The sequence below is a fragment of the Streptomyces sp. 6-11-2 genome, from assembly GCF_006540305.1.
In the GTDB taxonomy this organism is placed as follows: Bacteria; Actinomycetota; Actinomycetes; order Streptomycetales; family Streptomycetaceae; genus Streptomyces.
Genome location: NZ_BJOR01000002.1, coordinates 595182 through 615988, shown reverse-complemented (window position 1 = coordinate 615988; position 20807 = coordinate 595182). Strand labels below are relative to the sequence as shown.

Annotated in this window: 21 protein-coding genes and 2 pseudogenes; 15 read left to right on the top strand and 8 right to left on the bottom strand. The window is 68.3% G+C overall.

Annotated features, from left to right (window positions below; genetic code table 11):
* The first annotated feature begins 114 nt into the window (after positions 1-114).
* The 5 genes from TNCT6_RS41575 to TNCT6_RS38980 all read left to right on the top strand — a co-directional run bounded on the left by TNCT6_RS41575 (position 115) and on the right by TNCT6_RS38980 (position 3429).
* Positions 115-537: a hypothetical protein gene (locus TNCT6_RS41575; protein WP_253266554.1), complete on the top strand. Its 423-nt coding sequence runs from the start codon at positions 115-117 to the stop codon at positions 535-537.
* Between the two features lie 290 nt (positions 538-827).
* Positions 828-1514, top strand: coding sequence for an MFS transporter (locus TNCT6_RS41570; RefSeq protein WP_253266553.1), 687 nt, complete (start codon positions 828-830; stop codon positions 1512-1514).
* Positions 1515-1631: 117 nt separating this feature from the next.
* Positions 1632-1880 carry a hypothetical protein gene (locus TNCT6_RS38990; RefSeq protein ID WP_141367843.1) on the top strand — a complete coding sequence of 83 codons (249 nt, stop codon included), beginning with the start codon at positions 1632-1634 and terminating at the stop codon, positions 1878-1880.
* 31 nt (positions 1881-1911) lie between these two features.
* Positions 1912-2154: a hypothetical protein gene (locus TNCT6_RS38985; RefSeq protein ID WP_141367842.1), complete on the top strand. Its 243-nt coding sequence runs from the start codon at positions 1912-1914 to the stop codon at positions 2152-2154.
* Between the two features lie 165 nt (positions 2155-2319).
* Entirely contained in the window at positions 2320-3429 is a 1110-nt protein-coding gene (locus tag TNCT6_RS38980) for a trypsin-like serine protease (protein WP_373996268.1), read from the top strand.
* A 115-nt stretch (positions 3430-3544) separates the two neighbouring features.
* Here TNCT6_RS38980 and TNCT6_RS38975 read toward each other — a convergent pair whose 3' ends face one another.
* On the bottom strand, positions 3545-4042 hold the full coding sequence (locus TNCT6_RS38975; protein ID WP_141367841.1) for a helix-turn-helix domain-containing protein: 498 nt from the start codon (positions 4040-4042) through the stop codon (positions 3545-3547).
* A gap of 104 nt (positions 4043-4146) precedes the next feature.
* On the opposite strand from TNCT6_RS38975, the gene TNCT6_RS38970 reads away from it, so the two are divergent.
* From TNCT6_RS38970 to TNCT6_RS38960, 3 genes are all read left to right on the top strand, one after another.
* The gene (locus TNCT6_RS38970) at positions 4147-4791 is read left to right on the top strand and encodes a dihydrofolate reductase family protein (RefSeq protein WP_141367840.1); all 645 of its coding nucleotides are present in this window, start codon (positions 4147-4149) and stop codon (positions 4789-4791) included.
* A 462-nt stretch (positions 4792-5253) separates the two neighbouring features.
* Positions 5254-5550: a DUF1778 domain-containing protein gene (locus tag TNCT6_RS38965; RefSeq protein WP_253266552.1), complete on the top strand. Its 297-nt coding sequence runs from the start codon at positions 5254-5256 to the stop codon at positions 5548-5550.
* Complete coding sequence (locus TNCT6_RS38960; protein WP_141367839.1) at positions 5547-5933, top strand: fic family toxin-antitoxin system, toxin component; 387 nt, start codon at positions 5547-5549, stop codon at positions 5931-5933. Before TNCT6_RS38965 ends, TNCT6_RS38960 begins: the two co-directional genes overlap by 4 nt.
* Positions 5934-6086: 153 nt before the next feature.
* On the opposite strand, the gene TNCT6_RS38955 is transcribed toward TNCT6_RS38960, so the two are convergent.
* The 3 genes and pseudogenes from TNCT6_RS38955 to TNCT6_RS38945 all read right to left on the bottom strand — a co-directional run bounded on the left by TNCT6_RS38955 (position 6087) and on the right by TNCT6_RS38945 (position 8864).
* The gene (locus tag TNCT6_RS38955) at positions 6087-6434 is read right to left on the bottom strand and encodes a hypothetical protein (protein WP_141367838.1); all 348 of its coding nucleotides are present in this window, start codon (positions 6432-6434) and stop codon (positions 6087-6089) included.
* A gap of 385 nt (positions 6435-6819) precedes the next feature.
* Positions 6820-7699: pseudogene (locus TNCT6_RS38950) on the bottom strand (ISL3 family transposase); the annotation flags it as partial.
* 292 nt (positions 7700-7991) lie between these two features.
* Positions 7992-8864: an aldo/keto reductase family oxidoreductase gene (locus TNCT6_RS38945; protein ID WP_141367837.1), complete on the bottom strand. Its 873-nt coding sequence runs from the start codon at positions 8862-8864 to the stop codon at positions 7992-7994.
* A 141-nt stretch (positions 8865-9005) separates the two neighbouring features.
* Between TNCT6_RS38945 and TNCT6_RS38940 the strand changes: the two genes are divergently transcribed.
* Together TNCT6_RS38940 and TNCT6_RS38935 are read left to right on the top strand one after the other, a co-directional pair.
* On the top strand, positions 9006-9443 hold the full coding sequence (locus tag TNCT6_RS38940; RefSeq protein WP_373996274.1) for a winged helix-turn-helix transcriptional regulator: 438 nt from the start codon (positions 9006-9008) through the stop codon (positions 9441-9443).
* Between the two features lie 243 nt (positions 9444-9686).
* Positions 9687-10526: pseudogene (locus tag TNCT6_RS38935) on the top strand (helicase associated domain-containing protein); the annotation flags it as partial.
* 249 nt (positions 10527-10775) lie between these two features.
* Here the strand turns inward: TNCT6_RS38935 and TNCT6_RS38930 are convergent.
* The gene (locus TNCT6_RS38930; protein WP_141367835.1) at positions 10776-11051 is read right to left on the bottom strand and encodes a hypothetical protein; all 276 of its coding nucleotides are present in this window, start codon (positions 11049-11051) and stop codon (positions 10776-10778) included.
* Between the two features lie 127 nt (positions 11052-11178).
* Here TNCT6_RS38930 and TNCT6_RS38925 point away from each other — a divergent pair, with 127 nt between their 5' ends.
* Positions 11179-13377: a helix-turn-helix domain-containing protein gene (locus TNCT6_RS38925; RefSeq protein WP_141367834.1), complete on the top strand. Its 2199-nt coding sequence runs from the start codon at positions 11179-11181 to the stop codon at positions 13375-13377.
* Positions 13378-14099: 722 nt separating this feature from the next.
* Here TNCT6_RS38925 and gcvH read toward each other — a convergent pair.
* On the bottom strand, positions 14100-14480 hold the full coding sequence (gcvH, locus tag TNCT6_RS38920) for a glycine cleavage system protein GcvH (protein ID WP_141367833.1): 381 nt from the start codon (positions 14478-14480) through the stop codon (positions 14100-14102).
* 892 nt (positions 14481-15372) lie between these two features.
* Between gcvH and ltrA the strand changes: the two genes are divergently transcribed.
* Both ltrA and TNCT6_RS38910 read left to right on the top strand, forming a co-directional pair.
* Entirely contained in the window at positions 15373-16545 is a 1173-nt protein-coding gene (gene ltrA, locus TNCT6_RS38915; protein WP_253266551.1) for a group II intron reverse transcriptase/maturase, read from the top strand.
* A gap of 107 nt (positions 16546-16652) precedes the next feature.
* Complete coding sequence (locus TNCT6_RS38910) at positions 16653-17567, top strand: IS5 family transposase (protein ID WP_216372899.1); 915 nt, start codon at positions 16653-16655, stop codon at positions 17565-17567.
* Here TNCT6_RS38910 and TNCT6_RS38905 read toward each other — a convergent pair.
* Positions 17539-17988 (bottom strand): hypothetical protein, encoded by a 450-nt coding sequence (locus tag TNCT6_RS38905; RefSeq protein ID WP_141367831.1) that lies wholly within the window; start codon positions 17986-17988, stop codon positions 17539-17541. The genes TNCT6_RS38910 and TNCT6_RS38905 overlap by 29 nt on opposite strands.
* Positions 17989-18221: 233 nt before the next feature.
* Between TNCT6_RS38905 and TNCT6_RS38900 the strand changes: the two genes are divergently transcribed.
* On the top strand, positions 18222-19472 hold the full coding sequence (locus TNCT6_RS38900; protein WP_141355757.1) for an IS256 family transposase: 1251 nt from the start codon (positions 18222-18224) through the stop codon (positions 19470-19472).
* A complete protein-coding gene (locus TNCT6_RS38895; protein ID WP_141355759.1) occupies positions 19469-19936 on the top strand; it encodes a hypothetical protein in 468 nt (155 codons plus the stop codon). The genes TNCT6_RS38900 and TNCT6_RS38895 overlap by 4 nt, the downstream gene beginning before the upstream one ends.
* A gap of 6 nt (positions 19937-19942) precedes the next feature.
* Here TNCT6_RS38895 and TNCT6_RS38890 read toward each other — a convergent pair whose 3' ends face one another.
* Positions 19943-20785 (bottom strand): hypothetical protein, encoded by an 843-nt coding sequence (locus TNCT6_RS38890; protein WP_141367830.1) that lies wholly within the window; start codon positions 20783-20785, stop codon positions 19943-19945.
* Positions 20786-20807 lie beyond the last annotated feature (22 nt).

Sequence of the window (20807 nt, the reverse complement as noted above, 5' to 3'; positions counted from 1 at the left end):
TCACGGCCACCTTCACCACCCGCGACGCCAGTGGTCCTGGTCGCCGGCGGCGGTCCGCATCAAGATTTTTGTCGCGGCCCTCGCTCAGGGCGTGAGGCAGGTCGGAGGCACGAGATGAAGACCCACAGCCCGGCCAGCGACCGGACGCACAGTGGCGGCCCGCCGGTGCGGCTGGGCCTGCGCGAGAACTGGCTGCAGTTCACGCTGCTGGTGATCGTCAACGTCTGTGTCGGCGGTCTGGTCGGTCTGGAACGCACCACCGTTCCGCTGATCGGCTCCGAGACCTTCCATCTGACCAGCGACCTGGCGATCTTCTCCTTCATCATCGCCTTCGGTGTCACCAAGGCGTTCACCAACCGCGCCGCCGGCGCCCTGACCGCCCGCTTCCGTCGCAAGCAGATCCTCGTGGCCGGCCGGATCCTCGTGGCCGGCCGGATCCTCGGCATCCCCGTCCCATTCATCCTCGCCTGGGCGCCGTCCTGGAGCCTGATCGTCGCCGCGAACGTTCTGCTGGGCCTGAATCAGGGCCTGACCTGATCGATGACGGTGAACATGAAGATCGACCTGGTCGGGCCGGAGCGCCGGGGGCTGGCAACCGGGCTGAACGAGGCCGCCGGATACACCGCGGTCGGCGTCACCGCGCTGCTGACCGGCTACCTCGCCACTGCCTACGGCCTGCGCCCGGTCCCCGAACTGATCGGCGTCGTGTTCGTCGCCGCCGGACTCGCGCTGTCGCTGATGGTGCGGGACACCGCCGCACACGTCGCCCTCGAGCTCTCCCAGCACCCCGGGCCCTGTCCAGTGGGGAGGACACTGGCCTGGCTGCCGTGTTCGCCCGAACCTCCTGGCGTCACCGTTCGCTGCGCGGCGCGAGCCAGGCCGGGCTGGTCAACCACCTCAACGATGGCCTTACCTGGGGCGTCTTCCCCCTGCTGTTCACCGACCACGGCCTCGGTCTTGCCGCGGTCGGGCTGATCAAGGGGATCTACCCGATCCTGTGGGGCCTGGGGCAGACCTACACCGGCCACCTCGCCGACCGCATCGGCCGCAAACCACTCATCGTGTGGGGGATGCTCCTGCAGGCCGCCGGGTTCGTCCTCGCACTGGTCCTGCTGGCCCATCCGCTGCTGGCCGGGATCTCCTCCGCCGTCGCTCTCGGCATAGGCACGGCCATGGTCTATCCGGCGCTGATCGCCTCGGTCTCCGACCACGTCCACCCCGCGTGGCGGGCCAACGCCCTGGGCGCCTACCGCTTCTGGCGCGACATCGGCTACGCCGTCGGCGCCCTCATCGCCGGCGTCCTGGCCGACACCCTCAACCTGAACGCCGCTGTCAGCGCCGCGGCAGCCCTGACCGCAGCCTCCGGTCTGCTCGCCGCGCGGTGGGTCTCCGACCGCCACGGCCCCTGGACCGAACCACCGCCCCGCCGCCGCGGGTGCCCGGGCCGCCTGCCGCCCCGCGGTCGCGCCCACCGCGACGGCGGCGGGCCGTCGGCGAGGTCGCGCTCGCCATGAATTCCTCGTCGGCCCGACCGCCGGGGCATCGCCCAACAACGACTCCCCACCCCGCTCCACCGACCAACGCAGCAGTCATGCACACGCGATGCCTGACCGGCGCTCTTCAAAGCCGACGTGGTCCGCGAACTGCAGGCTGAAGGCCGCCCCGTCGACCCGCTTGACCTCACGCAGGCGTACCTGACCGAGCACATCAAGCAGTTCGGCGAGTACTCCCCCACGAGCTCGGCATCACCCCCTGACGACTACGACGCCCGCCTGGACGTCGACTTCAGCGTGCTCGGCGGCAATGACAAACCGGCCGGGACCATACCGGACAGCCCCCGCAACCTCGCTTCCCGAACCCCGTCCCGCCCCCGTGCGTGACGCCGGTACGGTGTGAAGGGCGGGCCCGGCCATGCCGCTCAGCGCGATCCACCCCGAGCACAGCGTCCTGGACCTCACCCTGGAGGGTCTCGGGTGCGAGGGCCGCATCACCTGGAAGCAGATCCACCGGGCCCGCCCGCGCGTGCCACTGACCTGCCCCGAGCGCGAGTGGGGACTGCACCCCAAAGTCTCGCCGCACGGCGCCCGCCCAGTGCCAGGGCGTCACCGTGCTCGGCACCGGGCGGGCGGCAGCCACCACCCCGAGAACCGGTAGTTGCGAAGTCCTTCGCCGGGCAGCCACACTCCGGACCTCGGGTTTTCCCCAGTACGGAGGGGAAGAGAGCCATACCATCAACTGGCCTGTTTCCCGGATGGTCTGGCAGGCGTCGAAACAACGAGGCTGAATGCGCACGGATCCACCGCACAAAAGGAACCACCTGTGTTCAGCTTCAAGCCACTGCGCCGCCGTACCGCCCGCACCGCTGCCGTCGGCGTTCTCGCAGCTGCGGCATGCGCCACTGTCATGGCCGGCAGCGCCTCAGCCATCGTCAACGGATCGGACTCCACCGAGCACTACCCGTTCATGGCGACCGTCCCCGAGTCGGCCCCCACGCTCGGTCTGAACGACGGGACCTGCGGGGCGTCGCTGATCGATCAGCAGTGGGTACTGACGGCGGCCCACTGCGTGAAGGGTGACGGCCTCGAGCTGGACGGCATCGTGCGCGTCGGCAGCGAGCACCGCAAGTCCGGCGGCACCGTCCGGAAGATCGACCGGATCTTCGTCCACCCCGGCTATGTGAACGGCGAGGGCAAGGCCGCCAACAACAACGACCTCGCGCTGATACGCCTGGACCGCCCGGTCGCCCAGCAGCCCATCAAGATCGCCGAGCATGTCGGGGGACCCGGCACGCCGACCCGGCTCCTGGGCTTCGGCACCACCGTCGACACCGAGCTCAAGTTCCCGGACCGGCTGCAGGAGCTGAACACCCGCAGGGGCGCTGTGTCCGAGTGCGCGCCGGGCTACGCGGGCCCGACCCGGCTGTGCACCATCACCACCGTGCCCAAGGCCATGGCGTGCTTCGGGGACTCCGGCGGGCCGCAGGTCCAAAAGGGCCGGAACGGCCGCTGGGAACTGATCGGCGTCACCTCCGGGCCCGGTGCCCCGAAGGTGCCGTGCTCGGAGGGCCCTGGCCTCTACACCAACGCGCACGCCTACGCGGACTGGATCAACAAGACCATGAAGACCAACCACGCCCCGAAGAACCACCACGCCGTGAAGAACCACCACGCCCCGAAGAACCACCACGGCCCGAAGAACCACCACGGCCCGAAGAACCACCACGCCCTGAAGACCAACAGCGCCCTGAAAACCAACAGCACCCTGAAGACCGACGGCGCCCTGTCGACTGTGGCCATGAGCTCCGACCTTGCCGAGACCGGTACGCACGACAACACCGCGGCAATCGCCGGTATGGCCGCCACGCTGGTCGTCGCCGGTGCCGGCACCGCCGTCGCAGTCCGCGGCCGCAAGACCCGCCGCGCCGCCTAAGCGAAACCGCCGCAGCCCAACAGCGGCCCCCTGACCAGGGGGCCGCTGCCCATTGCCGCGTCCTGCCCACCCTCATCCGCCCTGTTTGTAAGCACTTGAGTGACCCCAGGGTGTGTCAGTGCGCCTCCGCGAGTGCCTGCTCGTAGGCTGCCTGAAGGATTTCGGAGGCCCGGGGGTGGTTGGGCTTCGGGCGGGGAATACCCAGGTGCACCTCGCGGAGTTCGTCCATGACGTCCTCCCAGAGATGCGGGCCGCCGTCCTCCAAGAGGCGAGCGCGGACGCTGAGTTCGGGTGTGGTCGGACGGTGCCGCATTCCCCAGGAGCCGAGCGCGACCATGATGGGGACTGTCTGGATGCCCGCTTCTGTGAGGCTGTAGGTCGCTCGACGTCCTCGTCCGGCCTGCTCCTGCGTGAGGAGACCGCCGGCGACGAGGGCCTTGAGACGGCTGCTGAGGATGTTCGACGCGATCCCCTCCTCGGAGTGGCTGAGCAACTCGCGGAAGTGTCGGCGCCCGCCGAACATCACGTCGCGCAGGACGATGAGGCTCCACTGGTCCCCGAGTGCCTCCACCGCCGCGTTGACCGCGCATCCGGACCGCGGTTTGTCTCGCATGCCCACCTCCAGTGATTGCATTCTGCCATCACCGAGTCTAGGCTCGCCCACGGCTAGTGATTGCAGTTCGCAATCACATCGCTTCGAGGGCAGGGGTCCGTGCAATGTCCCGCGTGAGGGTCCACAACTTCTCCATCTCTATCGACGGATTCGCCACTGGTGAAGGGCAGAGTCTCGACGCCCCGTTCGGTCACGCCGGCACGCGGCTCCATGAGTGGTTCTTCGCGACCAGGACCTTCCAGCAGATGCTGGGCAAGCCGGACGGGAGTACTGGGGTCGATGACGCCATCGCCAGCACCTGGGATGTCGGCATCGGAGCGGAGATCATGGGCCGCAACAAGTTCGGCCCCCAGCGCGGGCCTTGGGAGAACGACGACTGGAACGGCTGGTGGGGGCCCAACCCGCCCTTCCACACCCCGGTGTTCGTCCTGACCCACCACCCCCGCCCCTCGGTGGAGATGGAGGGCGGCACCACATTCCACTTCATCGACGCCACGCCGCAGGAGGCACTCCGTCAGGCGCGCGAGGCCGCAGGCGACCTGGACGTGAGGATCGGTGGCGGGCCGACCACGATCCGCGAGTTCCTCGTCGAAGACCTCATCGATCATCTGCACATCGCCGTCGTCCCGATCGTTTTGGGCCGTGGCGAGCGCCTGTGGGACGGACTCGAAGGACTCGAGAAGCGCCTCCAGGCCGAGTCCGTGACAACCCCCAGCGGCGTCACGCACATGACCTTCACCCGGCCGTAGCGACCGCCCGCGCAGGCGGCAATCGGCCTCGGCCTCCCACCCCGCACGCTCCGAAGGCCGACAGGACGAACATCACTTCCAGGGACGGCACCACGTTCGCCGTCGACACGACCGGCCAGGGCGCGCCGCCGATCCTGATCGGCAGCGCCTTCAACGACCGCGCGACCGTGGCCGGGCTCGCCGACATGATGGCATCGCAGGCACAGGATCTCCGGTGGTCACAGAGCGTCGCAACTCCATGATCACGGAACCTGTACTTGCCCCGTCTGCCAATGGGCCCCGCCCGTGCCTATCGGCGTGGCCTCTTAATCGTTTGAATGAGTGGCTGTGCTTGTGAGGGTGGCGCCGGGTAGTTGTCCTCGCAGGAGGATTTGCCGCTTCCTCGCAGGTGGCGAGGGCCCCTGGCAGGCTTTGCTGCCGACGTCCTCTACCTGTAGCGGTACCACTGGTACCGTGGGGGCCATGGGAGAAAAGACCGCGATGAATCTGCGCTTCCCTGACCCTGAGAAGCGGGCCGCGATCGCGGCCGCCGCCCAGCAGGCAGGGATGAGCATGCAGGAGTACATCCTGTCCGCCGCCTACGAGCGCGCTACCGCCGTGGAGCGGCGGTTCCTGGATGCTTTCGGTGACTCCATGGCCCGCAGCGGCGCCGCGTTCGCAGCCGAAACCGGCGGCATCGACCCAACCGCGGAGCAGCGCGCGGCCGAGCGGCAGGCCTTGGCGGAGCTGGAGCAGCGGGGACAGGGCCAGGCGGCGTGAGTCAGTCCGGACCGTTCCACCCGCTCGATGTGTCCTTTCTGTTGCACGCCGCCGAGCTCCTGCCTGGTGATCCGCAGGTCGACGACCTGGGCCCGCTGTATGCCGCTGTGGCCCGGACCAATGCCCGGGCCATGGAGCGCGACGTCTACAGTTCGGTGTATCTGAAGGCTGCGGCGCTGCTGCAGACCCTGGCGAAGCTGCCTTGTCTGGAGCACTCCAACGAGCCCTTCGCCTGGCATGCGACCGAGGCGTACCTCGCCCTCAACGACTGCCGCCTCGACTACCCGCCGAAGGCCGCCGTCGTGCTAGTGCGCGACATCGCTGATGGGACGCTGGGGGTGGCCCGTATCGCCCGCCAGCTCCGCGAGTGGACTGCCGCCTGAGACGAGACGCTCCTGCGCGCAGTGTGGTGGCTCCGCTTCGCGCGGTCGCAGCACCGCCGGGGCGAGCCTCGTCGCGGCCTCCTACGGGCGGGGCGGGTCGTGGCGCCGGTTCGGGGGCCGGGGCAGCGGGGAGGCCATCGGTCATTCCCCAAGTCATTCTCGACCGAGCGGCTCCCCGGCCGCCGGTCGGCCCGCCGTCGTGCGGGCGAGGTCCACCTTGCCGGCTTCGATCAGGGCCCGGCGCAGCTGTTCCGCCTGGGCGGGCCGCTCGGCCTCGGGCAGCGCTGCGGCGGCCTGGAGCAGGGTCCGGGCGTGCTGGCGGACGTCGGCGTCGTCCCCGGGGTTGGGGACCGGGCGGGTGAGCAGGTTGGCGGTCAGGAGCAGGGCATCGGGGCTGCGTGGGTGGCCAGCGGCGCGTTCGGCAATGTCGTCGGCGCAGGTCTGGGTGGGGGTGTGCTCGGCGCTGCTCCGGGCCAGGGGTAGCCACACGTCGTCGGCCATCTCCGTTTGGGCGAATGCGCCGGCGCCGGTCAGCGCTCCGGGCGGGAGGTTCACGGCGAGCGCGGCGCGCCACAGGGCGGCCGCCGTGTCGGTGGCCGCGCCCGGCGGCCCGTCGGTGCCGCGTTGCGGGAGTTAGCGGGCCAGGAGTTCCAGGAGGCGGGAGGCCGCCGCCGCTCCGCCGGGGCGTGCGGCGATGTCGGCCCAGACGGTGGCCGGTTCGCCGAGGAAATGCCCGTCGGTGATGAGCGCACGGCCGTCACCGGCCGCCGCCTGGCTGCGCTGGTGCCCCGCCGACCCACAGCTCCTCGCCGCCCTCGACCGTGCCGAGCTCCCGGCCGCCCTACGTACCGGCCTGCCCGGCGCGGGCGAGCACCTGGCACACGCGCTTCTGCCTGTCGGTGAGCAGGTCAGCGCCGGTGTGGAGGGTTCGCTGTGCGGTATAGAGCGGGTCGCTCCTGCGTCCGCGGTGCCCGTGGATGGCCAGTTGGACACGTCGGCGGCATCGGTCGAGTGCGTCGCTGGCCAGACGCACGACGTGGAATGGGTCCATGACCGCGGCCGCGTCGGGCAGTTCCTCGCTGGCGGCGGTCTTGAACCCGGTGAAACCGTCCATCGCGACGACCTCGACGCGGTTGCGCCAGGACTCTTCGCGTTCGGCGAGCCAGGCCTTGAAGGCCTGCTTGAAGCGGCCTTCGACCATGCCGAGCAGCCGGGCAGGGCCGGTGCCGTCGCGGTTGCCGGTCAGGTCAGGTCAGGTCAGGTCAGGACAGGACAGGACAGGACAGATCACGGTGACGTACTTGTCGCCACGCCTGGTGTGGCGACACACGTGCTCGTCGACGCCGATCGCGGTGACGTCGTCGAACCGGCCGGTGTCGTCGATGAGGACGCGCTTTCCCTCGGCCAGGACAGCGTCGTTGGCGGTGTTCCAGGCGACCCCGAGCCCTTCGGCGACACGGGCGACAGTGAGGTGCTGGCAGACGATGGCTTCAAGCGCCCACCGCAGCCCGCGGCGCGAGAGCTTCGCCCGCGGCTCAGCCGCCTTGGTGGTGTCTTGCCGCCACACGTGCCCACAGCCGATGCAGCGGTAGCGTCGGATCGTGACGTGAAGGATCGTGGGCCGCCAGCCGAGTGGCTCGTGCGCCAGTCGCCGGGTCACGGTGTCACGCCTCGACGACCCGGCACGCGAGAACCGCACGATCCGGGGCGAGTCGCTGACCGGTGACTTCGAGACCGAGCTCGTCAAGGCGGCAGAACGTATTCATGTCAGCGCGGGCGAAGCCCGCCTCAGGGGTAGCGTCGTGCAACGTCGAGGTCTTCCGGATGGGCTTGGTGTAGGAACCCCCGTCCTCGGGAGACCTCGACGCCTGCCCGGCCACCGACGCGGGATGAGCTTCCACCGTCGGTGTGACACAAGTTTTTGACAGTTGATGATCTGAAGTCATCCAGGTGAGGGCGAATCATCCTGCTTCGGCCCCGATCGCGCGAGGGTGCCCGGGGCCGGAACTTGAACGGTGGCTTCAGCCGTGGCTTGTGAGCCGTTCAGCTCTGGGGCATTCAGCGGCCGATGTCGTCCAGCTCGGCCAAGTCCTCATGAGAGAGGGCGAGTCCCGCGCCGGCGATGTTCTCGCGCAGGTGTGCCGTCGATGACGTGCCGGGGATGAGCAGGATGTTCGGTGATCGCTGCAGCAGCCAGGCCAGTGCGACGGACATCGGTGTCGCCTCCGATCGAGCGGCGACCGCCGAGAGCGCCGAGGACTGAAGCGGGGTAAAGCCCCCGAGGGGGAAGAAGGGCACGTACGCGACGCCGTCGGGGGCGAGCCGGTCGATGAGCTTGTCGTCGTGGCGGTGGGCGAGGTTGTACATGTTCTGCACGCACACGATCGGCGCGATGCTCTGTGCCTCGGTGACCTGCTCCTCGGTGGCGTTGCTGACCCCGAGGTGGCGGATCAGGCCCTGCTGCTGGAGTTCGACGAGCGTCTCGAACGCCTCGGCGAGCGAGCCGGGCTGGGGGCCTTCGGCGTTGCCGAGTCGGAGGTTGACCAGGTCGAGTACGTCGAGCCCGAGGGACTTGAGGTTGTCGTGGACCTGGCGGCGCAGATCTTCGGGCCGCCGGGCCGTAGGCCAGCCACCCTGTTCGTCGCGGGTCGCGCCCACCTTGGTCACGATGTGCAGCGACTCGGGATAGGGACGCAGTGCCTCGCGGATCAACTCGTTGGTGACGCGCGGCCCGTAAGCGTCGCTGGTGTCGATGTGGGTGATACCGACGTCGACCGCTTCACGCAGAACGGCCAGGGCACCCTCGCGATCGGCGGGCGACCCCATAACCCACGGGCCGGCCAGTTGCATGGCGCCGTAACCGAACCGGGTGACGGTCAGGTCACCCAGCGTCCAGGTGTCGCCGGGAAGAGAGAGGGAGGGCGTGCTCATCTTGTTGCCTTTCGTCGTGCACTTGGGGGGTGGCGCCTGCTGCCTCCCTGCATCAGCATTGGAGAGAAACTTCCTGTCGGGAAGTAGGCACTTTGGAGTGCGTAACCCACCCATTGGTGAGAGGTGCGATCAGTGACGACGATGAAGGCGGCCCAGAAGAGGGCTCAGGCCAAGGTGGAGTACAACGCGTTCCTGGCAGAGTGCCCCAGCCGGCAGCTGCTCGACCGAATCTCGGACAAGTGGGTCGTCCTGATCTTGTGTGCGCTGGGCGGCGACAACAGCCCTCGCCAGCCCGGTGCAGCACACGCAGACGCTCCGAAGGCGATGCGCTACTCCGAGATCTCTCGTCTTCTGGCCGGGGTCAGCCAGAAGATGCTGACCCAGACGCTACGCTCGCTGGAGCACGATGGTCTGCTCACCCGTGCCGTGACGCCAACCGTCCCTGTCACCGTCTCCTACGAGCTGACCGACCTCGGCCTCTCGCTCCACCACATGACGCGCGGGCTCAGAAACTGGGCGCAGACGCACATGGCCGAGGTCCTCGCAAACCGCGAGAACTACGACTCTCGCACATCCTGACGCCTCACATCCAACCGTCCAACAGCACTACATTCATCGGCGCTACACCCTCAACTGCGAAGAGCCCCGTAAGGGTCGTCTCACTGGGGATGCATGGTTGTCTCAATCTCTGAAGCTTCGCAGGTCACAGCGCTGATCCATGGACCAGATCTCACTTGATCACATTCTCAATTCATGAAGCACTGCAGGTCAGAGAGTTACCAGAAGACCTTCAGCCCGCAATCCCGTTGAGACGACATAACCAAGCGTGAGCTTCATGCCCGTGTCCCGTACGAGCACATGGAAGGCGCGTTTCCACTGGGGACCTGGATCGCTGAACAGCGACGGGCGTTCGGGGCCAGGCAGATGACCGGCAAGCGCGCGGCGCGGCTGGAACAGTTGGGCATGGTCTGGAGCGTGACGGACGAACGCTTCCAAGAGAACCTGGCAGCAGCCCGGGTGTACTACGAGGAACACTGGACACTCTGCGCACCCCGGACCGTGTCGGCGATGGACAAGCCGGTGGGACAGTGGCTGTCCAACCTGCGACGGCCGGGTGCGCTGGCCGACCGCCCGGAGTGGGAGCAGGCGCTTCAGGCGGTCGATAAGGACTGGAACCCGTCGTGGCCGGCCGACTGGCAACGGCACTACGCCGCGCTGCGCGAGCTCGTACGGGACGAAGAAGGCCAGGCCGACGTCCTGCCCGGCGTCACCGTCCACGGCATGGACATCGGGAAATGGCTGGCCCGGCAGCGCAAGCCCGAAGTCTGGCAGGCCCTGACCGACGGGCAGCGCAAGCGCCTGGAAGCCGTCCGCGTCGTCCCGCTGGCGCCGGAGCCGGAAGCGCCCGCGAAGCCGTCCACGGCGACCGTAAGCGCCTTCGAACGGGGCGTAGCAGCCCTGGCACAGTACAAAACCCGCACCGGATCCCTGACCGTCCCACGAGGACACGTCGAGCAGCTGCCGGACGGGTCGGAGGTCAAGCTCGGGGTCTTCCTGTCCAACACCAAGAGCAGGCGCGGGAAGCTCACTGCGGACAGACTCGCCGCACTCGCCAACCTCGGACTCGACTGGGCGGCGAAGTCCGGCAGGGCGGTCCGGTGAGAAGGCCTCGATCTGTGCCCCTCACCGGACCGTCAGCCCGATCTCCGGGGGCCTGCGACGCTGTGGTCCGGCCACTGCGTCAGTGCAGTGCCTATCTCACTCACTGCCGGCGCCTCGGCAAAGGCCGCCCAGTCTGCGCGTGCCGCGATCTCTCCACTGTGGGCCGGGCTGAATGTGGGGGCGGGTTTTCTCTGCCCGCTGCAGATCTGCTGCGGGCAATGGGGCCGGCGGGGTTCGCAGCCGGCCTGATCAGGCCGACCGCTTCCCACGATTGCGCTTTTGCTGGCGTCGGTGCGGCGGGGGGCCGTCCCCCGGCTCCTTCGCCTCGGTCCGCCACACCTGGTGGGCAGCCAGCAGTTCGCTGCGCTCCTCCGGCTCGCTGTCCCTCAGAACCATGCGCAGCGAGACCAGGTCGCAAAGTTCGCGCACCAGTCCCGTGAACCTGCGCCGGCGGCGACGAGGCATAAGGCGGAGCAGTATCGCGAGCACCATGGGCAGGCCCAGCAGCGCCGTCTGGAAGTCCATGTACGTACTCCTCGGTGTCGATTCGGCTGATGGTGACCGGCCGGTCGACTTCCAGAGATAGCCTGTGAGCGCATTCACCGGTGTTCAGTGAACGACAAAGAACAGCAGGTCATGGGGGGGGTGACCGATGGGCGAAACGAAGCCGCCGGACGAAGGCCACCCGCGGAGCGAGTTGAGCCGCAGGCTGCGCCACGCGATGACCGAGAAGGATCTGTCACAGTCAACGCTCGCCGCCCGGGCCGGCATCAGTAAGGCCGCCGTCAACAACGCGCTGAACCCCAAGAAGGGGGCTCCCACACCGCACACTCTCGGCATGCTCGCGAAGGCTCTCGGCGTCACCGGTGAGTCACTCCACACATTACGTTCGCTGCGGGACCGGGCCGATACCCGCACGCGCCAGCACTCGCCGCAACTCCACGGCTACCTGGACGCGGCGGCACGCGCAGTCCGTCAGCACCCATTCCCCGGGATGCTGCCCGGGGCCACGCCGCCTTTGGCGGACGTCTACGTGGGGCAGCGCCTTCGCGAGCTTCCGTCCGGCGCGGCCACCTCAGCCGCGGCGGAGATGCTCCTGTGGGGGATGGGCAACTGCGTTGTGGAGAGCGATCCTGGTGGCGGAAAATCGACCCTGCTGCGCACGAGCGCGGCCAAGGCGATCAGTCATCTCCTGGAAGGGCGCACGAAGTCCGTCCCCCTCCTGGTGAGTGCGGCCGATCTCGCCGGCCGTTCGCTGCTGCCCGAGGCGATCTCGGCGAGCGTGAGCGCGGAGCTGAGTGAGGTCGGGCTGCTGGAGACGTTGCCAGCCGAACTCATACGCACGGAACCGTACCCGGGTGCGCGATGGCTGCTGTTGGTCGACGGACTCGACGAGATCACGGACCCGGCATCCCGGCGGCGTGTCTTGTCCAAGCTCACCGCCAGCGCGGACAAGGGCCCCTTCCGGTTCATCGTGGCGACCCGGCAGCTCCCCGACGAGGAGTTCGGTGCGCTCGACCGGACAGTCGTACGCTACGAACTCCAGCCTTTCGCCTCCCGCGATCTGCGTCAGCTGGCCGCCCGCTGGTTCAGCGGGCTCGGCGTGCCGGATCCGGAGCATGCCGCCGCAGCGTTCCACGCAGCACTTGCCCGAGCGCACCTGGATGACCTCGCCCACAACCCGCTGATGGCGACCATGCTGTGCCAGTTGTACGCGGCCGCTCCGGGGCAGGCACTGCCCACCGGGCGGACAGAGATCTACCAGCGCTTTCTCGACCTGTTGCACGAGCGGCAGCACACCGCGGGGAACTCGGGAATCCGCACGCAGACCCGGCAGGCGCTCGAACGCCACGGCGCCCGCGCTCTCGCCCTCGCGGAGTCCATGCTCGACCATCTTCCGGCCCTGATCAGCCACCTCGCCGTGGAGCGGCACCGAGGCGGTGACCGACCGACGATGAACGTTCTGATGTCGCAACCGGCCGCCGGATGCCCCGAAGGAATACCGCGAACCGTATGGGCGGACTTCCTCACGGATAGTCTCCGGCGCAGTGGCCTGCTGAGCCTTCGTAGGGGCGAACTCACCTTCCTGCACCAGACGCTGCTCGAGTACTGCGCTGCGTGCCACACCGAGGCCCGCGCACAGTTGCTGCGTACGATCTTCGACAAGGGCTGGGGAAGGCCCTGGCCATGGACCCGCAGGATCTGGACTCCGCCGGGAGGCTCGCTGCGGTCGCTGTGGCGCGATCATGATGACTCCTCCTACCTGGGCTTCCTCCTCGACCTAGAGGCCGAGAACGGTCCCGACGTCGCGAGGAACCTGTGCCGCCTGGCCACGCACGGCGGCCTGGAGGGCGCCGCGTTCATCGCGGAACAGGCGCGCATGGGAACGCTCATTTCCGAGCAGACCCTCCAAGCCGCCCGGAGCACGCTCACCTCCCTCGCCCGTGATCCCCGCGCCAACAACGTGCACCGCTCGGTGGCGGTCAAGACGCTGGTCCAGTGGGGTGATCGACGAGCGCTCTCGGCTGCAGCCGCCGTCATCGCCGACCCCGACGTGGACGAGATTCCTGGCCGCGCGCAAGCCCTCATCATGGTCTCCGTCGGCGATGCGGACGCTCTGGCCGCACTGGCCCAGGACCCGACGGCACCTGCTTTCGCCCGCGCTGGAGCGGCCGCCGCCCTATCGGTGGCCAATGACAGACGTGCTGGCGCCACCCTCGCGTCGGTCATCCGCGACCCGGTTAACAACGAAGCGGCACGGGAATTCGCTGCCCACATGCTCGACCGGCACAGAAGTAAGCGCTCCTCACGCAAGAAGACGAACCGTGCCCGTAAACCGCCTCGGGAGTGAGGTGTGGGTTCTGCTGGCCAGCGAGGAGGCCTGCGACGGACCGGATGATACTGGGCCGGCCAGTTAGGTTAGCGGCGGAGGTTTGCCGAGCGCGGCCAGGACGTCCCAGGCCAGGGCGCCCCGGGAGTCGGTGCCCGGTGTGGGGTGCACGGTGATCCGGCCCTGGTCGGGTCGTGGTCGGCGAGGGCGGCCAGGGTGCGGTAGGTCGTCGAAGCGGTCCCACACCAGCGTGACCGGCGGCAGACCAGTCGGCACCGGAATGGTCGTGACCATCCCCGCGGGCGCGGGCTCCCCGCACCCGCACCCGCAGGGATGGTCCCACCGGCTTGACGGCGCTGGGTACCGACGCCTACTGCTCCCCGCACCCGCGGGGATGGTCCCGCCAGGCGGGTGATGCCGTCCGGGTCGAACGGCTGCTCCCCGCACCCGCGGGGATGGTCCCGGAACGCAGATCGCGAAGACGATTTTCGGGGACTGCTCCCCGTGGCTTTGTCCACGAGACCAGAACGGACAGCAGATGTTCACCACTTCGGGAGGCACCGAGACTGCCATGCAAATCGAACTACGCGCACGCCGGATTGTCTGGGGGCGCCGTCTCGAACCCGTTGTCCCAGTCGGGACTGGCCGAAGCTCTGGGGAGCCTCGCCCAGTGTGCGGGCTGTGAACCGATCAATTCATGGCCGCGGTGTCGTAGCGTCCGGCGGCGGTGCCGTGTAGCAGGGTCAGCCGATCAGCTTTTCGTAGGCGGCGGCGTCGAGGAGATTGTCGGTGGTGGCACCGTCCGCCAGCTTGATCTTGAACAGCCACGTGCCGTAAGGGTCGCTGTTTACTTCCTCGGGCGCGTCAGCGGCGTCGGTGTTGATCGCGACGACCTCGCCGGTGACCGGGCTGTAGATGTCGGTAGCGGCCTTGACCGACTCGACGACGCCGACGGCATCCCCGGCCTTGACTTGCTTTCCCACCTTGGGCAGCTCCAGGAACACGATGTCCCCAAGCGCGTTCTGGGCGTGGTCGGTGATACCGATCGCCAGTGTCCCGTCGGCTTCGGCGTGAATCCACTCGTGTTCGTCGGTGTACTTGAGATCGGCAGGGACAATCGACATGGCAAGGCTCCTCTCGGGCGTGATCACCGGATGACACATTGTCAGCCTTTGAGGATCTTGACCGAGGGTTGACGACGCGAGCCACCGGCTGATTGGGCCGTACGTGGTCAGCGAGTACACCTCGGGACACCTCGGGGCTTTCAAGCCGGCGAGAGAGAATCGAACGGCCACCAGTCTCGGTGCCTCCCGAAGTGGTGAACATCTGCTGTCCGTTCTGGGTTCTGGCTCACTTTCCGTTTGCGCCGTGAGGCGCTGTTGGTTCGAGTGGAGGTGGAAGGCCTGCACCAACTCGCTGTCGCAGCAGTGGGGTTGAAGCTGAGGGCAGCCTGATCCGGGTGATGCCGGGGAGGGCGAGAGCGGCCCTGACAACGCCGGGACGTGTCCAGTACTGCCAGATGGGGCGGGTCCGGCAAGCGTGATGGAGAGGAGTACGCGAGGAACCGGCGTTTACGTCTCTTAAAGTGCCTCCGGCTCAAACCTGGCGGATCAGGGCCGGTAGCGGTGCGTATGCAGGTCATCCTTTCGGGTGGTCTGACAACTCTTGGGTCGGTCTACGGAAGCTGGCCGGGAGGCCACGAGGAAAGCCTGCGGCGTACTCGTGGCGATGCCGCAGGGACACAGTCGGGCTCCTCCTTCATCGAGCGAACCACAGTGAACACGGGAACCGTCCCGAATCTCGCCCTGCCATCTGCCTCCAGCAGGCTGGCGGGGCTGGGCGCATCGACCGCTGATCGGTCCGGGACGGGGCGGAGCCGCCGTAGTACTCCGAGGCCGGGAGAGCCGGCCACATGGGGAAGGGCGGCAGCGGTATCGAGAAGGGAAGGACGCTGCAATGCCGGAAGATGCCCCGCCGAATGGCGGAGCTCCGGGCCCTTGGGCCCGGGTACTGGAGATGCAGACCAAGCTTCACCGTTGGACGGTGGCCGATCCCGGCCGCCGGTTCGATGACCTGTTCAACTTCGTGCACGACCCGGCGACGCTGCTGGCGGCGTTCGACCGGGTCGCGGGCAACCAGGGAGCCCGGACTCCCGGCGTTGATGGCCTGACGGCCACCGATGTCGAGGAGTCGATCGGTGCTCCCGGGTTCCTGAACGACCTGCGGGCCGCCCTCAAGGACGGGTCGTTCCGTCCTCTGCCGGTGCGGGAACGCATGATTCCCAAGCCGGGAGGCTCGGGGAAGGTCCGCAAGCTCGGGATTCCGACGATCGCGGACCGGGTCGTCCAGGCGGCGCTGAAGCTGGTGCTGGAACCGATCTTCGAGGCCGACTTCAAGCCGGTCTCCTACGGATTCCGGCCCCGACGGCGGGCCCAGGACGCGATCGCCGAGATCCACTACTTCGGCACCCGGGGATACCGCTGGGTGCTGGACGCGGACATCGAGGCGTGCTTCGACTCGATCGACCACGCGGCCCTGATGGACCGAGTGCGTCAACGGGTGAAGGACAAACGTGTCCTGGCACTGGTCAAAGCCTTCCTCAAAGCCGGGGTCCTCACGGAACTCGGCGAGAGCAAGGAGACACTGACCGGCACCCCGCAAGGCGGCATCTTGTCCCCGCTGCTGGCGAACATCGCCCTGTCGGCGCTCGACGGGCACCTGCACGGGCCATGGGAACCGGGCGGGACGATGGCCACCGAAGGCAAACGCGCCTACCGGCGCCGCAAAGGTCAACCCACGTGGCGGGTCGTCCGCTACGCGGACGACTTCGTCGTCCTGGTGCACGGCACCGAGGCCGACACCGCGGCACTGCGCGAAGATGTCGCTGACGTGCTCGAACCTCTTGGTCTGCGTCTTTCGCAGGCCAAGACCCAGATCGTGCACATGAGCGACGGGTTCGACTTCCTGGGCTTCCGCATCCAGTGGAAACGCAAAGGAGGCACGAACACATGGCACGTCTACACCTTCATCTCGAACCGGCCCATCCGGTCGCTGAAGGCGAAGATCCGTGCTCTGACAGGCAGGACATCGCAGCAGGATCTTGCCGCCGTGCTGATCAGACTCACTCAGAAGCTATCCGCTTACCGGCCAACGGGCTTGTCTGGTCGAACAAGGGTCTTGATCGGGTGATCGCGGTGCGGTTGGCGCATGAAGACAGGGCCTCGCGGTAGCTCGGGGTTGTCGAAGCCAACGAGCACCAGGAGGCCCTGTTGCGGCAGTCTTTCGCGCTCGCGCCCGTGGAGTCCAACTCGCCGTCTCCGTCGTGTGACTGCCTCGCGCACAGGTTCGGCAACGCGGCGGACGGGCCGGACCGTGTGCGGTGTTACGGCTCGGACCTGACAGACGCGGAGTGGCAGGTCATCCGGCCGTTGCTGCCCGTTCCGGCGTGGTTTCAGGGGCGGGGAGGCCGGCCGGAGGGCTATTGCCACCGCGTCATGCTGGACGCAGTGCGCTACGTGGTCGACAACGGCGTCAAGTGGGCCAACCTGCCTGCGGATTTCCCGCCTTACCGGCGTGTGCACGCCTTCGCCCGCCGCTGGCAGGTGACGGGCCTGCTCGCCGAGTTCCACGACCGGCTGCGCGACCGCGTGCGGGAGAATGAGGGCCGCGCGGTGGACCCGACGGCCGCGATCGTGGACTCGCAGTCGGTGCGGGCAGCGGCAAACATCCCGCGCTCGACATCCGGCTGGGACGGTGGCAAGAAGGTGGGCGGCCGCAAGCGGCACCTGGTGGTGGACTGCCTCGGCCTGGTCCTGGCCGTGGCGGTGACCGCGGCGAGCGTGCAGGACCGCGACGCCGCCGTCGGGCTGCTTCAGCGGCTGCGCGGACTGTACTTCTCCGTCTGCCTGGTGTGGGCGGACGGCGGTTATGCGGGCAGCCTGGTCGGCTGGGCCCTCGAAAAGCTCCGCCTCACCCTGGAGATCGTCAGACGCACCGACGACACGACGGGGTTCGTGGTGCTGCCGCGCAGGTGGGTAGTAGAGAGAACGCTGAGCTGGCTGATGCGCTCGCGACGTCTGGTGCGTGATGTCGAGACGCTGCCCGCCATGCACGAGGCCATGGTGCTGTGGTCGATGACCATGCTCATGAGCGGTCGCCTGGCCGGGCGCCGCCCGGGCGCGTTCAGCCGGACCGCGTCACGAGCGCGGTGAACACCCCCGGCCGTTCCTGCACGGCCCATCCCCGCTCCACCAGGCGTTTCGCCTTCGACCGCAGTCCCTCTACCTTCGCCGGCACCGCCTCCAGCCCCAGCGCCGCAGCCAGTTGCTGGCAGCGCATGCCCTCCCGGCCCGCTTCCGACTCCAGCACCGACACGATCCGCTGGTAGTCCGGCGTCAGGGCCGACGCCGCCATGCCTTCGGTCCGGTGCGGCACCACCGAGCCCGCCACCGCCTTCCGCGCTGGCTCCGCGACCGCGACAGGTGGCTCGGCCAGTACCTCGGCCACCGTTGCACGGGCATCCACCAGCTGCTGAAGCGCCCGTTCCGCCTCGCTGAGCGCGGCCTGCAACCGCGCGACCTCTTCCCGCACCTTCTTCTCCCGGGCTTCCAGCAGACCGAGCACCGACGGCACCAGCCACCTCCACGAGCGACGCGAGCGAACGAACCGCTCCCATCTCTCCCGCCGCCGACCGGAGTTCATGCCCCCCAAGCCCGAACCAAACGATCACGTTCGGAAAGCGGATGGCGTCTCAGGACTTGTGGATCGGTTCCGGGAAGGCATGCGGAGGGCGTACCTTCCCGAATGATCCTGTGATGGTCACCGAGTAGGCCCGCGTTCGCAGCGCGGGTCGGGAAGGCACGCCCGTGCTCAGCGTAGTCACCGACGACGGCTCCACCCAGTCCGGCTCCCTGATCGATGAGATTGTGCGTGAAGGCGCACGCCGGATGCTGGCCGCCGCGCTGGAGGCGGAAGTCAACCAGTACATAGCCGAGTTGGCGGCCGAGACCGACGAGGCGGGTCGTCGTCTGGTGGTCCGCAACGGCCACCATCGGCCCCGCACCGTGGTCACCGCGGCCGGTCCCGTCGAGGTCAGGGCCCCGCGGGTGAACGACCGGCGCGTCGACGAGGCGACCGGTGAGCGCAAGCGGTTCTCCTCGAAGATCTTGCCGCCGTGGTGCCGCAAGTCGCCGAAGGTGTCCGAGGTGCTGCCGCTGCTCTATCTGCACGGTCTGTCGTCGGGGGACTTCGTGCCCGCGTTGGAGCAGTTCCTCGGCGGCGCGGCCGGCCTGTCGCCGGCGACCGTGACCCGGCTGACCAGGCAGTGGAGCGACGACCACGCCGCCTTCCAGCAGCGTGACCTGTCGCAGACCGATTACGTCTACGTGTGGGCTGACGGGGTGCACCCCAAGGTCCGGCTCGGCCAGGCGCACTCGTGCGTGCTGGTCCTGCTCGGGGTCCGCCTGGACGGCACCAAAGAGCTGGTCGCGCTGGCCGAGGGGCTGCGGGAGTCCACCGAATCGTGGGCGGACCTGCTGCGCGACTGCCGCCGCCGGGGCATGCGTGACCCCGAGCTGGTGGTCGGCGACGGCGCGATGGGCTTGTGGAACGCCCTGGCCGAGGTCTTTCCCGCCGCCCGGCACCAGCGGTGCTGGGTTCACAAGGCCCGGAATGTATCGAACGCCCTGCCGAAGTCCGCGCAGCCGGGTGCGACCAAGGCGATGCGGGAGATCTACAACGCCGAGGACCGCGCCCACGCCGAGAAGGCGATCGAGGCGTTCGCGAAGACCTACGGCGCCAAGTGGCCCAAGGCCGTCGCGAAGATCACCGACGACCGGGATGAGCTGCTGGCGTTCTACGACTTCCCCGCCGAGCACTGGGTCCATCTGAGGACCACGAATCCGATCGAGTCGACGTTCTCCACGGTCAAGCTGCGGACCAAGGTCACCCGAGGGGCCGGCAGCCCGGCCGCGGCGCTGGCGATGGTGTTCAAGCTGGTGGAGTCCGCCCAGGTCCGCTGGCGCTCGATCACAGGCGCCCACCTGGTCCCTCTCGTCCGGGCGGGTGCCACGTTTGAGAACGGCGCGCTGGTCGAGCGACAGGACCAGGCCGCATGAACCACGACACGCCGCAGGAGGAGCCGGCCGAGCACCTTCGCTTCTGGGACTACCTGAGCGAGCTTGAGCAGGTCACGGAGGCCGACGAGGTCGACCTGGTCGGCGAAGTCCTCACCGACGCGGACCAGACGATGGCCCAGTCCGCCGTCCTGCGGCACCTGGACCGCCGGGCTGCTGACCTCCACTGCGGACACGCCTATGAATCTTGGGCCGAGAAGATGACCCAGGCCACTACGCACTATCCGTTCCTGACCCGACGCCTGCGCGAATGGTCCCTCTTCCGAGCCATCACACTGCGGCAACCGTGGCGTCCGGACGCCCTGCTCGACTCATCCGACTGGCTCCAACTCAAAACAGCCGAAGCGTCGAACGCCGCCGCCCTCGAGATCCTCGCCGACCGCGGCCGCACCAAGCGGATCCGCAACACCGCCCGGGCCAACCTGAAGCAGCAAAGGAGACGCTGACCGCAGTCAACTCATCCACAAGTCTTGACTATTGCTCAGGTCCGCGAGGTACGCCTCGCTGCCCGGCCACACGGTGGGCGTCGGAGGGTCGTGAGGGCAGAGGTCAGGCTCGCAGAAGGCGTGGACGGCGTTGAAGCCGCTCTCCAGCCACCAGCCGTCCAGGGTGAGTACGTCCGTTTCCCGCGGGTTTGAAGAAGTGAGGTCACGGATGTACGCGGCACGGGTTCCGTCATAGCTGATGACGGGGTGCTCCCTGGGATCGTGGTCAGGGCCCAGGAAGCCCAGATACCCCATGCCCAGACTGAATGGGTGGTCGAGGTATGCCCCGATCAACGGCTGAGCCCGGTAAGCGGAGAACAGCTCGTCTCCCCCCCCCCGTTCACCGGGGAATGCGTCCGGATCGTTCCGCCAACGGTCCACGAAGACCGCGAGGGGAATGGCCGGAGGGTGTACGGCAGACAGGCTGTGCCACAGGTCCCAGGACGCGGCGACCGCACGCTCGGAAGCAAGGTGCGGCTGCGAGAAATCGAGCAGGGCACGCGGTCCTCCGGCGCAGACGCCCGGGGCACTGGGGCGTGGCTCGCCGTCGTATCCAGGGTCGTCGTGGATGAGCCTCGGATCGTCCATGTATCCGGGGGCGATCGCAAAACCCATGCCGTTGCTGCCGCCGGTGATGCGGCGTTCGTCCCACATGCCACGGTCGGGGAGGTTGTCCAGCGTGTCCAGGTAGAAAGGCGCGAGGGCCTCTGTAAGCGCCCCTTCGATATCGCCTGCGGCCTCGGTCGGTAGACAGACCGTCACCCATACGCCAGCCATCCACCCCTCCCTTGCAGTGTCGGCGAACAGCATGATTGCACGCGTGCCAGCGGCA

Bases quoted from the DNA above. Each gene is read 5' to 3' on its own strand.
- TNCT6_RS38985 (WP_141367842.1), top strand. From the start codon at position 1,912: ATGCCGCTCAGCGCGATCCACCCCGAGCACAGCGTCCTGGACCTCACC.
- TNCT6_RS38895 (WP_141355759.1), top strand. From the start codon at position 19,469: ATGAACCACGACACGCCGCAGGAGGAGCCGGCCGAGCACCTTCGCTTC.
- TNCT6_RS38955 (WP_141367838.1), bottom strand. From the start codon at position 6,434: ATGGCCGACGACGTGTGGCTACCCCTGGCCCGGAGCAGCGCCGAGCAC.
- TNCT6_RS38925 (WP_141367834.1), top strand. From the start codon at position 11,179: ATGGGCGAAACGAAGCCGCCGGACGAAGGCCACCCGCGGAGCGAGTTG.
- TNCT6_RS38890 (WP_141367830.1), bottom strand. From the start codon at position 20,785: ATGCTGTTCGCCGACACTGCAAGGGAGGGGTGGATGGCTGGCGTATGG.
- TNCT6_RS38970 (WP_141367840.1), top strand. From the start codon at position 4,147: ATGTCCCGCGTGAGGGTCCACAACTTCTCCATCTCTATCGACGGATTC.
- TNCT6_RS41575 (WP_253266554.1), top strand. From the start codon at position 115: ATGAAGACCCACAGCCCGGCCAGCGACCGGACGCACAGTGGCGGCCCG.
- TNCT6_RS38930 (WP_141367835.1), bottom strand. From the start codon at position 11,051: ATGGACTTCCAGACGGCGCTGCTGGGCCTGCCCATGGTGCTCGCGATA.
- ltrA (WP_253266551.1), top strand. From the start codon at position 15,373: ATGCAGACCAAGCTTCACCGTTGGACGGTGGCCGATCCCGGCCGCCGG.
- TNCT6_RS38945 (WP_141367837.1), bottom strand. From the start codon at position 8,864: ATGAGCACGCCCTCCCTCTCTCTTCCCGGCGACACCTGGACGCTGGGT.
- gcvH (WP_141367833.1), bottom strand. From the start codon at position 14,480: ATGTCGATTGTCCCTGCCGATCTCAAGTACACCGACGAACACGAGTGG.
- TNCT6_RS38965 (WP_253266552.1), top strand. From the start codon at position 5,254: ATGGGAGAAAAGACCGCGATGAATCTGCGCTTCCCTGACCCTGAGAAG.
- TNCT6_RS38940 (WP_373996274.1), top strand. From the start codon at position 9,006: ATGAAGGCGGCCCAGAAGAGGGCTCAGGCCAAGGTGGAGTACAACGCG.
- TNCT6_RS38975 (WP_141367841.1), bottom strand. From the start codon at position 4,042: ATGCGAGACAAACCGCGGTCCGGATGCGCGGTCAACGCGGCGGTGGAG.